Here is a 14331-nt window from a genome sequence, read left to right on the forward strand (position 1 = left end):
AACAAAAAATCTAGTGTGTATTGTTAAAACTTTCTTAACCTTTGTGAACGAAATCAAACGATTGTTTGATGAATTTCAAATCATTCGCTTAAAAACTTTTATCCTCTAGGATGATGTTTTTCATGTAATTGTTGCATTCTCACTTGTGCCACATGGGTATAGATTTGGGTGGTAGATAAGTCGCTATGACCCAATAACATTTGTACTACGCGTAAGTCAGCACCGTGATTGAGCAAGTGTGTTGCAAAGGCGTGGCGTAAGGTATGAGGCGATAGTTCAGCTTGAATATTGGCTTGCAAGGCGTAACGTTTAATCGCATACCAAAAATTCTGACGGCTCATGATTCCGCCATGTTGAGTTAAAAATAAATAGTCAGTCGAGCTTTTATAAAGTTGAGGGCGTGCATCGCTTAAGTAGCGCTCTACCCAATCACAAGCATATTGGCCTAACGGTACCAAACGTTCTTTATTGCCTTTACCCGTAATACGTAAATAGCCTTGTTTTAAATTGATTAGCTCCAAGCGTAGGTTGATTAGCTCAGAAACGCGTAAACCACATGCATAAAGCACTTCAAACATCGCTCGGTCACGCAATCCCAAAGCTGTTGTAATGTCAGGCGCTTGAATAAGTGCTTCTACATCTTCTTCTGATAAATCTTTGGGTAAAGCTCGGCCAATTTTGGGTGAGTGATGTGTCGCTACTGGGTTATCACTTCGTAATTTTTGTTCACGTAAAAATTTGTAAAACTGGCGTAGGGCAGATAAGCAGCGTGCGATTGAGCGTGGACTTTTTCCTATTTTGGTAAGTTCAATTAAGACATCAGAAATGTCATCACTCGACCATTTCGGCAAGCTATTTTTTTTATGAAGTTCAGCACATTGAATCAGGTCAGATAAATAAGCATTACGAGTATGTGGACTCACTGTTTGAGCAACCAAATAGTCACGAAAACCTTGTAAAAAGCTCAAATGTTCAGGAATTTGAACAGGGCTTGGAATACGCGGTTTTTTACTTATCATAAACAATATCCTCTAAACCACTGTACTTTAAAAGAAACTTTAAGATTTGTCGATTAAAGTAGGTGAGAATTGAAATTTAACCTTATTTGGTAATTATTCTCATTTATATGTATACTAGAAAAAAAGGTTTTAGGATCGGATGCGGTGCGTTTATCAGCGTTGAAAGTGAAGCAAGCGGCTACCATCACCAAAGTAGATCGGATGACACAAACGTCCGAGCAAGAAGATTTGGTCGCAATTCGTTTGGAAAGTCTGGGCTTTGTGCCAGGTACTCGAATAGAAGTGATTACCAAGGGTATTTTTGGTGGTGATCCGATCTTAATCCAAATTGGCTTTACTCGTTTCGCTTTACGTAAGGCGGAAGCGGAAAAAATCGAGATTCAGTTAGAAGGAGTACCCGCATGAGTGATGCGCTACGTATTGCCCTTGTTGGGAATCCAAACTGTGGTAAAACTTCGCTGTTTAACCACCTAACTGGAACACGACAAAAAGTTGCTAACTATGCGGGTGTAACCGTAGAGCGTAAAGTCGGTAACTTTCAGTTACCTTCTGGCCGTGCCGTTCGTGTACTAGATTTGCCGGGTACCTATAGTCTGCAGGCAACTAGTCCCGATGAAGAAATTACTCGTGATGTCTGCCAAGGTAAAATTGCCGAAGAAGGGCAGCAAGATGCTTTTTTATGTATTGTCGATGCGACAAACTTAAAACTGCACTTGGGTTTGGTGCTTGAAATTATTGAATTAGGGCGCCCAATTCTGGTTGTATTGAATATGATGGATGAAGCGCGTCGTCGCGGTATTCAAATCAATACACAGAAGTTGTCTGAGCGTTTAGGTGTTCCAGTTGTTGAAACGGTTGCCGTACGTAACTCAGGTATTGAAAACTTATTGCATGCGCTTGACCAAGAAAAATATACCGTACCGCATACAGAGCTAAGTGGTTTAAGTGGTGGACATCATCAAAAAATCGAAATGATTTTTAAAGATGTGGTTCATTTTGTTGATCATGATGATAAACGTACTGATTTTCTAGACCGAATTTTCTTACATCCTGTGTTGGGTTTACTCAGCTTGGCAGTGATGATGTTTATTGTCTTTCAGGCAGTATTTGCTTGGGCTGAACCGTTTAAAGCTTTAATCGAAGATGGTGTCATTCCATGGTTAGGTGAATGGTTAAATGGAGCTATTCATCAACCTGTGCTACGCAGTTTGGTCGTAGATGGTGTTCTGGCGGGAGCGGGCACTGTATTGGCATTCTTGCCACAAATTTTGATTCTCTTCTTCTTTATTCTGGTACTCGAAGAATCAGGTTATTTACCGCGCGCAGCATTCTTGCTCGATAAATTAATGTTTAAAGCTGGCTTGAGTGGCCGTTCTTTCATTCCATTATTATCGAGTTTTGCCTGTGCCATTCCCGGCATTATGGCAACTCGAAGTATCAGTGATTCGCGTGATCGTTTTACCACGATCATGGTTGCACCTCTTATGACATGTTCGGCACGTTTGCCTGTCTATGCCTTGTTAATTGGTGCATTTATTCCAAGTCAAACTGTTTTAGGGATCTTTAACTTACAAGGTCTGGTGCTGTTTGGTTTATACATGGCGGGTATTTTAAGTGCGCTTTGTGTTGCCTTTGTGATGAAGTTCTTGCGTAAAGACAAATCACAACATGCCTTATTAATGGAGCTGCCAAGCTATCGTTTTCCTGACCCAAAAAGTATTGCTATTGGGCTGATGGAACGCGCAAAGATTTTCTTGCGTCGTGTTGGTGGGATTATTGTTGCATTAACCATTATTCTTTGGTTCTTGTGTACTTTCCCTCAAGCACCAGAAGGCGCAACGCTACCAGCAATTGATTATAGCTTTGCGGGTATGGCAGGGCACTTTATTCAGCCTTTATTTGCACCGCTTGGCTTTAACTGGCAAATCGTGGTGGCATTAATTCCTGCGATGGCTGCTCGTGAAGTTGTAGTTGCAGCATTAGGTACAGTATATGCGTTATCTGGTGCTGATGATAATGCGGTTGCACAAGGGCTTGCCCATTTGATTAGTGCAAACGGCACAGGTTGGTCATTGGCTACAGGCTTGTCTTTATTGGTGTGGTTTGTTTATGCACCACATTGTTTAGCGACCTTGGCAACGGTACGCCGTGAGACAGGTTCATGGAAACATGTGGCAGTGATGACGGCCTATCTCTTTGGTTTGGCTTATCTCATGTCATTTTTAACCTACCAAATTGCATCACGCATTTGGGGTTAATAGGAGGCGCTTATGTTTGATTACCTTATTGTTGCTGTATTGGTGTTGTGGAGTGCCATTGTTGTCTTTAAAAAGGTATTTCCTCAAACATCTGCTTCAGTATTTCGTGTGCTATCAACCCAGTGTCAAAAGTTGGGCTGGCAGCGGTTGGCGGCATGGCTGAAGCCTAAACAGGCTGCTGGTTGTGGCGGCAATTGTGGCTGTTCTACGGATGATGCCCCTGCACAAAAGTCCGCTCCTGTGCAAACGGTGAAGTGGCGCTAATTTTTCTGTATAAAAAGCCATCGAATGATGGCTTTTTTACGCACTGACACAAAAAAAGTAGAATAAAAGTCAAACTGAAAAAGTATTCAAAACAGCAAAGTGCTAACATTTTTGCCATTCTGTCGATTGATAAATTGTGGGGCAAAAATGTTAATACAACGTGGTGGGTTAAAAGTTGTAGCAGGCTTGGGTATATCAGGTGTTTCTGCTGTAAATTTCCTGCATGAACAAGGCTACCAAGTTGCAGTAACAGACTCTCGTCCCACACCTCCCGGCCATGATCAAATTCCTGCAGAAGTAAAGACCAGTTTTGGTCAGCTTGATCAAGAATTACTATTACAAGCAGAAGAAATTATTTTAAGCCCGGGCCTCGCACCACAATTACCAGAGATTCAGGCAGCCATTGCTCAAGGTATTTCTGTAGTAGGTGATATTCAGCTACTTCGCCGTGCAACAGATGTGCCGATTGTCGCGATTACAGGCTCTAATGCGAAGAGTACTGTTACTACTCTAATGGGCTTAATGGCCAAAGATGCAGGTAAGAAAGTTGCCGTTGGTGGCAATCTTGGTCGTCCAGCTCTAGATTTATTAAAAGATCAACCAGAGTTATTGGTACTTGAGTTATCAAGCTTCCAGTTAGAAACCACATCTCACTTAAATGCTGAGGTCGCTGTAGTCCTTAACATGAGTGAAGATCACTTGGATCGTCACGGAAACATGTTGGGTTATCACAAAGCAAAACACCGTATTTTCCAAGGTACCAAGAAAGTTGTATTTAACCGTGATGATGCTTTAAGCCGTCCTCTTGTACCTGATACAACCCCTATGCAAAGCTTTGGACTAAATGCACCTGACTTAAACCAGTATGGCGTTTTAAGAGATGCTGATGGGACACTTTGGCTTGCTCGTGGCTTGCAGCGTTTAATTAAAAGCTCAGACTTATATATTCAAGGTATGCATAACGTAGCCAATGCTTTAGCGTGTTTAGCATTGGGTGAAGCAATTGGCTTACCTATGGAGTCTATGCTTGAAACTTTAAAACATTTTAAAGGCTTAGAGCATCGCTGTGAGTATGTAAAAACCGTGCATGATGTACGTTATTACAATGACTCTAAAGGAACCAATGTTGGCGCTACACTTGCAGCAATTGATGGTTTAGGTGCTGCGATTGAAGTGAAGAAAGGTAAGGTAGCCCTAATTTTGGGTGGACAAGGTAAAGGCCAAGACTTTGCTCCGTTACGTTCTTCTATCGAAAAGTATGCCAAAGTTGTGGTATTGATTGGTGAAGATGCTCCAGTCATTGAGCAGTCTATTCAAGGTGCAACTAAAATTTTACATGCAGCAACGCTTAAAGAAGCTGTAGAGCTGTGTCAACGTGAAACGCATGCTGAAGACGTGGTGTTGCTATCACCAGCGTGTGCAAGTTTTGACATGTTTAAAAGTTATAATGACCGTGGTCAGCAGTTTGTTGCCTGCGTCAATTCGTTGGTTTAAAGAAATATTATGATTAGGAATGTAGTATGGCAGGCTTAGCTCAGACCACAATCCAGAAAATCAATCAGTGGTATGAACGGATATTGCCTAAATGGCCAGCGGAAGTGACACCACGTAATGTTCTGATTTTCTGTGTCGTTGCATTGTTATGTATCGGATCGGTGATGGTTGCGTCTGCTTCCATGCCTTATGCCGAATATATGCATGAGAACCCGTTTCACTATGTCATCCGCCATGCAATTTCTATTGCGGTTGCTGGGGTCGTGGCGTATTTGACTTACCGAATCTCACTGAATACATGGTTTAAAAACACTTTCCCGCTGTGGTTATTAACCATGGTGCTGTTACTTGCTGCTCTGGCGGTAGGTTCGGAAGTCAATGGTTCTACTCGTTGGATTAAAATCGGTGGTTTTACCTTGCAGCCTACAGAAGTTGCTAAGGTTATGATGGCAATCTTTACAGCAGACTATGTGGTACGCCGTGCTAAAGAGGTTCGTACGCATTGGAAAGGTTTACTGCGTTTAAGTGGTGTGATGGCAATTACGGTTGGTTTGATTATTGCCGAGCCTGACTTGGGGGCAACGATCGTTATTGTCATGATGATGGTTGGGGTCTTCTTTTTAGCTGGTGCACCACCAACGCAGTTCTTAATCATGCTAGGTGCGATTGTCACGGGTATTGTGTTCTTAATCTTATTTGAGCCTTACCGTTTTCAACGTTTGATTTCATTTACTGACCCATGGGCAGACCCATTAGGTGTGGGTTATCAGTTATCAAACGCACTCATGGCATTTGGTCGTGGTGAATGGTTTGGAACAGGTTTGGGACATAGTGTTCAAAAACTATCTTATTTACCTGAAGCACATACTGACTTTATGTTGGCCGTGTTAGGTGAAGAGTTTGGCTTCTTTGGTATTTCGATTGTCATTGGCTTGTCTTTCTTAATGTTGGCTTGTTGTATCAAAATTGGTCATCGTGCTTTGAAACACCATTATCTTCGCGCGGGCTATTTAGCTTATGGCATTAGTATTATTTTCTTACTCCAGATTTTGGTAAATGCGGGTATGAACATGGGCTTAATGCCAACTAAAGGTTTAACTCTGCCATTTATTAGTTATGGTGGTACGTCTTTAATGATGTGTGCAGCCATGATTAGCTTGATCTTAAAGATTGATGCATCAACTCAAGAAGTGAATCCTGAAAGAGAAGAATCAAACTTCTAAAGCATTTCAATCGTTATAAAAAAACCCGATATCAAATCGGGCTTTTTTATTTATAAATATGTTCCGCTGAGCTCTTGTTTATGAGGAATTAAATCTACATTCCACTGTGCTACAGCTTGCTTGAGCATGAGTTCGGGGCGGTCTAAATCGACGTTTGGTTGGCCTAGTGCTTGTATAGCTTGTTGTAGTAATTGAGATGCCTTGGTTAAATCAAGCGCATGAGCAAGGTTTTGTTTAGAAAGTTTTTGCCCTTGGTCATTCATAGCTAAGGGAAGATGCATATAGCTGAGTTTAGGATAACCGAGCAGTTGACCTAGCCAGATTTGACGTTCGGTGTTATCTAAGAGGTCTGCGCCACGAACAACGTGAGTAATACCTTGTAGATAATCATCTACAACTACAGCAAGTTGATAGTTAATAATGCCGTCGCGGCGTTTAAGAACAAAGTCTCCAAGGTCATATTGCAGATTAGAGCAATGGTATCCTTGTAGGCGGTCATCGAAACAAATTTGCTGATCTTGAACTTTTACCCGAATTGCTTGATCTTGAAAGTCGAGATGTAAATCACGGCAAGTGCCTGCATAGATTGCATTTGAACCGAGCATTTTACGGGTACACTGACAAGCATAAACCAGACCTTCTTTTTTTAGCTGGTCTAATACGCTTTCATAAATATCTAGCCGGTCTTTTTGGAAAATGATCTCGGCATCGGGATCGAACTGAAAAGCTTCAAGTGATGCGAGTATATGGTCTTCACTACCGGGATAGATACGTGGGATGTCGGTGTCTTCAACACGAACTACCCATCGCCCTTGATGAGCTCTGGCATCACAATAACTGGCAACAGCAGTAATCAGTGATCCGAAATGTAAAGGGCCGGTTGGCGAGGGCGCAAACCGACCTGAGTACGAAAAGCTGGGCTTTTCTTGAGTAGCTACAGCGGTCATATTAACCGTTATTTTGCTTCTCTTTAATTTCTGCCAAAGTTTTGCAGTCAATACATAACGTTGCAGTTGGACGTGCTTCTAAACGACGTAAACCGATTTCGATACCACAAGTTTCACAGAAACCGTAGTCTTCGTTTTTAATCGCTTCCATAGATTGTTCAATTTTACGAATTAATTTACGTTCACGGTCGCGTGTACGTAATTCAATTGCAAATTCTTCTTCTTGGGTAGCACGGTCGTTTACATCTGGCAGTGCAGTTGATTCGTCTTGCATCGTATTTAAAGTACGATCAACTTCAGACATTAATTCAGCTTTCCATGCTTGCAGAATTTGTCGGAAATGCTCGAGCTGTCCTTCAGACATGTACTCTTCATTTTTCTTAGGTTGATAAGGTGCAATACCAAATAAACTTGCAGTTGTGCCTATGTCAGAAGTTTTAGGTTTCACTTTACGTGCACGTTTTGCAGAAGCTTTATCACCTTCTACTACAACTTCTGTATGTTCATCCAAAACTTGGTTGTGGTTGTCATTCGCCATAATAGGGCATTCCTCATCATACACGTATTATCTATACGCAAAAAATATGGTGATATGCAAGTGTTTTTATAGAAAACCATCGATGGGATTTTCCCATCGGGTCGTCATCATATAGATTTTTCCTGCAAGATGATAGTCATTCTGACCCGTAAATATTTTCAAAACGTGTTTACCCCAGTCATAATTCTATATAAGCATATAAAAAATAGGTTTAATAGCCTGAAATATCAGTATTTATAAGGGTTTTAAAATTTTCAAGTCGAAATACTTTTGTTTCAAAAGTGCCATCATTATTCAGACGAATGTAACGATAACCCGGTGCATTTTGGTCGAGCGCAAAATCTTTACTAAACGGTTTAAATTGCACACTTGTTGAAGGTGTGGAGAAAAACTCGATACCTTGCCAAATATTAAGAGAGTCTTGATGGACATGTCCGCAGACCAATGCCTTTACATTTTTAAACGGGCTTAACGTATCCAGAAGGGCATTTGAGTTTTGAAGCTTATGATGATCAATCCATTTTGATTTCATGGCAAATGGATGATGATGACAAGCCAGCAAAACTGGGTGATCTGCGAATTGTTCAAGCAAATTCTCTAGATTTTTTAATTGTTCTGAAGACAAATGACCATCTATTTTTCCTTTTACGGCACTGTTGAGCATAATGATGCGCCAGTTGCCTAAACCTACAACCACAGGTTCCTGATGATTTTCGTTATGCAAAGGAAAGTGGTCCACATTGTCATGGTTACCTAGCGTATGAAAAAAAGGTAAACCCAAGGTTTGCATAAAGTTTATATAACGCTTGTAGGTAAGCGGTGTCGGTGCTTGTGCGAGATCTCCAGTATGAATAATCGCGTCTGCTTCAGGATGTTGCTTTAATATCTGTTTGATAATGGCATGGAAACTTTCTTCAGGATTCATCCCGACAAATTCTAGCTGTGGATACTCCAATAAATGTGTATCGGTAATTTGTATGATGACATGATTTTTTTGTGAAAGTGTTGAGACTTGAAAAGTCACCGTCCTACCTCTTCGGATTTATTATCGTTTTGCTGTGTTGAGCCAGCCATTGCAATGCCATAATAACAGGGGCATTTCTTAAACGTCCGCTGTCGAGTAGTGTTTGAATTTCACTATAACTAAACAAATGTAGCTGAATATTTTCACCCTCATCATCTACCCCAAAAATATCACCTTCATCGGGTAAATTGGTTTCGGCAACATACAGGTGAAATAGCTCGGAACATGCGCCTGCTGATGGGTAAAAACTAAATAGATGTTCTAAATCCTGAACTTCACAACCTGATTCTTCAAGGCTTTCACGTCGAATACAGTTTTCTGGTGATTCATTGCCATCTAATACCCCAGCAATAACTTCAAGCTGCCATGGTGATTGTGAATCACCTAAAGCACCCACACGAAACTGTTCAATCAGTGCAAACTGTTGTTTTTGGTCATTGTAGAGAAGAACACCAGCCGCTTCAGGCCGATGTACAAGTTCGCGCTGCAATACAGGAGTATATTCAGACTGATTAAATAGACGATGTCGAAGGCTAACTTTTTCAACTTGAATAAAACCACGGAACAGAGATTCACGTGATGTTACTTCGACATCTTTAGATGTATAACTTGGACGCTCGACAATACTCATGATTCGATCAGGACGAAATCTATTTATTTCATCCTAACCGAGAATCATGGCTAGGCAAGTGTTTTTTTTGAATATTTACACTTTGTGATACAGTTTTTGACCTTGCTCTTGATAAACCTCTTTCATCGCTTTGAGGCCTTCTTCAACCTCTGAATCGTTATTGGTGAGATTGTTGGCATAGTCACGTACATTCTGGGTGATTTTCATTGAACAGAATTTCGGACCACACATTGAACAGAAGTGAGCAGATTTATGCGCCTCTTTTGGTAAGGTTTCATCGTGCATACTACGTGCTGTGTCAGGGTCTAAACTTAAGTTGAATTGATCATCCCAACGGAATTCAAAACGAGCTTTTGACAAGGCATTATCGCGAACTTGAGCACCCGGATGTCCTTTAGCAAGGTCAGCAGCATGTGCTGCAAGCTTATAGGTAATAATTCCGTCTTTAACATCTTTTTTGTTTGGTAAGCCCAAATGCTCTTTTGGCGTCACATAACAAAGCATGGCTGTACCATACCAACCAATCATGGCTGCGCCAATTGCAGAAGTAATGTGGTCATAACCCGGTGCGATGTCAGTTGTTAATGGTCCAAGCGTATAGAATGGCGCTTCTTTACATACTTCTAACTGCAAGTCCATGTTCTCTTTAATCATGTGCATCGGTACATGGCCTGGTCCTTCAATCATGACCTGAACATCATGTTCCCACGCACGGTGAGTCAGTTCACCTAATGTTTTAAGTTCGCTGAACTGCGCTTCGTCATTGGCATCTTGAATACAACCCGGACGTAAGCCATCACCTAAGCTAAATGAAACATCATAAGCTTTCATAATTTCACAGATTTCATCGAAATGTGTGTATAAGAAGTTTTCTTCATGGTGTGCTAGACACCACTGAGCCATGATTGAACCACCACGAGACACAATACCCGTTAAACGGTTTGCTGTAAGCGGCACATAGCGAAGCAAGACACCTGCGTGAATCGTGAAGTAGTCAACACCTTGTTCTGCTTGTTCAATCAGTGTGTCTTTGAAGATTTCCCAAGTTAGGTCTTCTGCAACACCATCCACTTTTTCAAGGGCTTGATAGATTGGCACGGTACCGATTGGAACAGGTGAGTTACGAATAATCCATTCACGTGTTTCATGGATGTTCTTACCTGTCGACAAATCCATAATGGTGTCGGCACCCCAACGAGTTGCCCAAGTCATTTTTGCAACTTCTTCATCAATTGAAGAGCCAAGAGCTGAGTTACCAATATTGGCATTAATTTTAACCAAGAAGTTACGACCAATAATCATTGGTTCAAGTTCTGGATGGTTAATGTTGGCAGGAATAATTGCGCGACCTTCAGCAACTTCTTGGCGAACAAACTCAGGTGTAATTTCTTTTAAGTTTTTTGCACCAAAATTCTGTCCAGCATGTTGGCGCATATCAACACCTTCACGCTGGCGTTGATTTTCACGAATTGCAATATATTCCATTTCAGGTGTGATAATACCTTGCTTGGCATAGTGCATTTGAGTAACATTTTTACCTGCTTTAGCGCGGCGTGGGTTTTGAATATGAGCAAAACGAATGTCAGCGGTACGAATGTCTTTTAAACGTTCCTGACCAAACTTTGAAGTTAAGCCATCAAGTACATCGGTATCATTACGTTCTTCAATCCAGTTTTGGCGAATTGAAGGTAAACCTTTGTCTAAATCAATTTGAACATTCGGATCTGTATAAACACCTGACGTGTCATAGACCATAACAGGTGGATTATGTTCACCGCCAAGTCCAGTAGGGGTATCTGTTAAAGAAATTTCCCGCATTGGAACCTGAATATCAGGGCGAGAGCCTTCAATATAAACTTTTTTTGAAGCGGGCAAGATGCGGGTTAAATCTTTTGCATCTTGTTCATGTTGTGCTGAAATTTCAGCAGAAGAAAGATTCGTTAACTGGTTCATCACATGATCCTTATGAATAACATCAACGAATCAAGCACGACCAAAAACGATGGCGGATTTATCTTTAGTAGATAAATTTAAGGCTGTAAGTTTTTAGATGGCTTGATTCCTACGCAGGTCTTAACCTGATCAGGTTCAACGGTACTTGTGATCAAACTTGTGTTGCGATAACACGGAATTTACACAATCTCAGCGAGCTATTACTCGCGCTCCGTCAAGCGATTTAAAGACTAACATGTTTTAGGTTGGCTGGCATTGTCAATTTGTATCTATACAAACCGCATCCATGTGGCAGTCACGGTAGCTTTGAGTATTCCATGGTGACTCTAGTTTTAATAACTGCTCAAGCTGTTCATGGACAAGCTGATAGTTTGATTTTTCCTGCCCATTTTCATCCATTAAATCTAGGTTAAACTGCTTATTTCGCTCTTCAACTGGAGTGGCAATAAATTTAAGAAACTCTTGAGCAGGTTTCGCTAAACTCGACTGTTTTTGTGTAGATAAAAATTGAATTTGTTGTAAAGCATCTTTATCAATCCATGTGTTTGGAGCAAACTCATCGGACACAGGCGTATTATCTAAGCCAAAGAAAATAAAGTATCGGTACTCATTAAATAATAATTTTGCATCGCTAATAAAATAACTCTTTGGATATTTTTGAATAAATTTCTCCCAAAATAATGCACGCTCAGTAAGCTCTTTCCATGAGATAGCCAAAGCGCCGTCGTCATAGAAAATCTCTTTATTGTCTTTTGCCATACGCGTTAAGAACTCTTTTTGGTCAGCGGGTAGGGCTTTAGCAAAAACATCAACTAAATAGTTTGGCTGACGTCGATACGTAAACATGCCTTCGCCTTGATAGAGTAGTTCAATATAGGCTTGACCTTCATGTTGAAGTAAATATTGATCACGAGTACTAAGCTGATCGAATAACTTTTTCTTGGTTTTCATTGTTTTTTTAGCATCTAATGGTTCTTTTTCTAAAATGGCATACCCAAATGCCTCAAAAGCTTTCGCTGTTTTTTCATTATCGTCTTGTTTAAGAAAACGTTGATACATGGCGGTTGAAGCATTCATTAGCTTAAGTTGTTCCTCATTTTTTAATGATGGAACACAGGTTTTGAGCTTTTCATTAATTTGGTTCAAGTCTTCTATTTTGCTGTTTTGATTAATTTTTTTCATTGCAGTCATAATTTGTGTGCAACTGCTTTCTTGTTTTTGGGTAGCTTCTTGTTCACTAGGTTTTTGTTCTTTAGATACAACTTGATCTTGCTGGGAGGTTTTATTGCAACCGGCTAAAAGTAGTGCACTGCACATACTCATCATTAAAACTTTTTTCATGATTGTATTTTTATCAAAGTGAATATTGCTCAAATTATAACTCGGAAAAAGATTGCATCATTGTTAGAAATCTTTATTATTAGGTAGGTCGGTCTACTTAAATTAAAGCTATGAATGATAAAACAGCAAGACAGAAAATTCTCGATGCCGCTTCAACTTTGTTTTATAACGACGGCATTACTGCAACTGGTATTAACTCAGTTACGACTAAAGCAGATGTAGCCAAGATGTCGCTTTATAATAATTTTTCTTCAAAAGGTGAGTTGGTCGATGCCTATATTGCTGCACGGCATCAAGAGTGGTTAAACCTGTATCAAAACCGTTTAGCAATAACAAAAACAGCTACAGACGCTATTTTAGCCGTATTTGATGCCTATCAAGACCATGCGGAATTTGCCTATGAAAAAGGCTTTCGAGGATGTGGGCTTTTAAATGCTGCCGCAGAGTTTCCCGCGAATAGTTCAGGTCGAAGTTCGGTAAGACAACATAAAGAAGAAGTTGAGGCTATTGTTGCTGAGCATTTAAAAAAATTAATACCAGACTCACAGCGTGTTAACTATGTGGCTACACAGCTTTCATTTCTTTTAGAAGGCTCTATGGCACGAGCAGGGTTGGAAGGCAACAGTCGTCAACTGCTATTAGCAAAACAAATGGCAGAAGATATTTTAAATAGAGAATGTCCACATGATTAGCCTCATTAAAAATAGTAACTATGGAGGCACAATTGCGATTTTAGTTGCCTCTGTTTTGTGGGGAACAACAGGTACTGCAGCCGCATTTGCACCGACACTTGGCCCACTTGCTATTGGTGCCGCAGCGATGGGCGGTGGAGGTCTTTTACAAGCTTTAGTTGCATCCCGAGCGATCCGTGAAAACCGACAATTTATAAGGGAGAATCTTTTAATACTGCTTTTGGGTGTAGCGGCGGTTGGTATTTACCCTTTGGCTTTTTACTCCTCAATGCATTATGCGGGCATTACAATTGGTACTGTGGTTTCAATTGGCTCGGCTCCACTGATTGCAGCAATTTTAGAGCGGTTTTTTGATCGCAAAGCTTTGTCTACCATCTGGTTTCTAAGTTTTGTCTGCGGTGTACTTGGCGTAACGATGCTGTCGATGGGTGAAAGTCATGCGGTTCTAGATAGTATAAGTCAATGGAATAAATACTTCGGTATTTTTCTTGGACTTGTCGCAGCTACAACTTATTCGCTTTATTCATGGGCTGCAAAAAAATTAATAGATCGAGGTGTTGCCTCTAAAGCTGCAATGGGCATGATTATGGGTGGTGGGGCAGTTATTTTGCTTCCTACCTTGTTGGTTACAGGTGAAGGATTATTACAAAGCTCAACCAATTTACTTGTGGCTGCTTATATGATGCTGATTCCTATGTTTTTGGGTTATTTACTTTTCGGTTTTGGACTAAAAACGGTCAATGCGAGCAAAGCGACTACCTTAACTTTATTTGAACCTTTAGTTGCTGCGATTTTTGCGATTGTGTTGGTGGGTGAGCATGTTTCATGGTTGGGTTGGATCGGCATGTTTTTGATTTTTATTTGTATTTTGATATTGTCAAAAACTCGGAACACTTAAAAAAACTAAAACTTTTAATGGCTTGAGTTTGATTCAAATTTTTCTTAGT

Annotated in this window: 14 protein-coding genes and 1 riboswitch; of the genes, 7 read left to right on the top strand and 7 right to left on the bottom strand. The window is 40.6% G+C overall.

Going from position 1 to position 14331, the window contains the following annotated elements; all coding sequences use genetic code 11:
- Positions 1 to 98: 98 nt before the first annotated feature.
- Positions 99 to 1019 carry a site-specific tyrosine recombinase XerD gene (gene xerD / locus ABFY81_RS18200; protein ID WP_039254226.1) on the bottom strand — a complete coding sequence of 307 codons (921 nt, stop codon included), beginning with the start codon at positions 1017 to 1019 and terminating at the stop codon, positions 99 to 101.
- Positions 1020 to 1163: 144 nt separating this feature from the next.
- On the opposite strand from xerD, the gene ABFY81_RS18205 reads away from it, so the two are divergent.
- From ABFY81_RS18205 to ftsW, 5 genes are all read left to right on the top strand, one after another.
- Positions 1164 to 1424, top strand: coding sequence for a FeoA family protein (locus ABFY81_RS18205; protein WP_039254224.1), 261 nt, complete (start codon positions 1164 to 1166; stop codon positions 1422 to 1424).
- The gene (locus ABFY81_RS18210) at positions 1421 to 3277 is read left to right on the top strand and encodes a ferrous iron transporter B (RefSeq protein WP_019457011.1); all 1857 of its coding nucleotides are present in this window, start codon (positions 1421 to 1423) and stop codon (positions 3275 to 3277) included. Before ABFY81_RS18205 ends, ABFY81_RS18210 begins: the two co-directional genes overlap by 4 nt.
- Positions 3278 to 3289: 12 nt before the next feature.
- Positions 3290 to 3541, top strand: a complete 252-nt coding sequence (locus ABFY81_RS18215) for a DUF6587 family protein (protein ID WP_019457012.1) — start codon at positions 3290 to 3292, stop codon at positions 3539 to 3541.
- Positions 3542 to 3688: 147 nt separating this feature from the next.
- Positions 3689 to 5035: a UDP-N-acetylmuramoyl-L-alanine--D-glutamate ligase gene (murD, locus tag ABFY81_RS18220; protein WP_004699236.1), complete on the top strand. Its 1347-nt coding sequence runs from the start codon at positions 3689 to 3691 to the stop codon at positions 5033 to 5035.
- A gap of 26 nt (positions 5036 to 5061) precedes the next feature.
- Positions 5062 to 6258, top strand: a complete 1197-nt coding sequence (ftsW, locus tag ABFY81_RS18225) for a putative lipid II flippase FtsW (protein WP_004699234.1) — start codon at positions 5062 to 5064, stop codon at positions 6256 to 6258.
- Positions 6259 to 6308: 50 nt separating this feature from the next.
- Here ftsW and gluQRS read toward each other — a convergent pair whose 3' ends face one another.
- The 6 genes from gluQRS to ABFY81_RS18255 form a co-directional block, all read right to left on the bottom strand.
- Positions 6309 to 7205 (bottom strand): tRNA glutamyl-Q(34) synthetase GluQRS, encoded by an 897-nt coding sequence (gene gluQRS / locus ABFY81_RS18230; RefSeq protein WP_347914345.1) that lies wholly within the window; start codon positions 7203 to 7205, stop codon positions 6309 to 6311.
- Between the two features lies 1 nt (position 7206).
- On the bottom strand, positions 7207 to 7743 hold the full coding sequence (gene dksA / locus ABFY81_RS18235; protein ID WP_002121205.1) for an RNA polymerase-binding protein DksA: 537 nt from the start codon (positions 7741 to 7743) through the stop codon (positions 7207 to 7209).
- Positions 7744 to 7954: 211 nt separating this feature from the next.
- Complete coding sequence (gene cpdA / locus ABFY81_RS18240; RefSeq protein WP_347914346.1) at positions 7955 to 8767, bottom strand: 3',5'-cyclic-AMP phosphodiesterase; 813 nt, start codon at positions 8765 to 8767, stop codon at positions 7955 to 7957.
- A 4-nt stretch (positions 8768 to 8771) separates the two neighbouring features.
- A complete protein-coding gene (locus ABFY81_RS18245; RefSeq protein ID WP_347914347.1) occupies positions 8772 to 9398 on the bottom strand; it encodes an NUDIX domain-containing protein in 627 nt (208 codons plus the stop codon).
- 75 nt (positions 9399 to 9473) lie between these two features.
- The gene (gene thiC / locus ABFY81_RS18250; RefSeq protein WP_347914348.1) at positions 9474 to 11351 is read right to left on the bottom strand and encodes a phosphomethylpyrimidine synthase ThiC; all 1878 of its coding nucleotides are present in this window, start codon (positions 11349 to 11351) and stop codon (positions 9474 to 9476) included.
- Between the two features lie 89 nt (positions 11352 to 11440).
- Positions 11441 to 11575: riboswitch (TPP riboswitch) on the bottom strand.
- Positions 11576 to 11609: 34 nt separating this feature from the next.
- Complete coding sequence (locus ABFY81_RS18255; RefSeq protein ID WP_347914349.1) at positions 11610 to 12692, bottom strand: hypothetical protein; 1083 nt, start codon at positions 12690 to 12692, stop codon at positions 11610 to 11612.
- Between the two features lie 110 nt (positions 12693 to 12802).
- Between ABFY81_RS18255 and ABFY81_RS18260 the strand changes: the two genes are divergently transcribed.
- On the top strand, positions 12803 to 13384 hold the full coding sequence (locus ABFY81_RS18260) for a TetR/AcrR family transcriptional regulator (protein WP_347914350.1): 582 nt from the start codon (positions 12803 to 12805) through the stop codon (positions 13382 to 13384).
- A complete protein-coding gene (locus ABFY81_RS18265; RefSeq protein ID WP_347914351.1) occupies positions 13377 to 14282 on the top strand; it encodes an EamA family transporter in 906 nt (301 codons plus the stop codon). Before ABFY81_RS18260 ends, ABFY81_RS18265 begins: the two co-directional genes overlap by 8 nt.
- Positions 14283 to 14331: the final 49 nt, after the last annotated feature.

Source organism: Acinetobacter sp. WA-87 (assembly GCF_039938935.1).
Classification (GTDB): Bacteria; Pseudomonadota; Gammaproteobacteria; order Pseudomonadales; family Moraxellaceae; genus Acinetobacter; species Acinetobacter seifertii.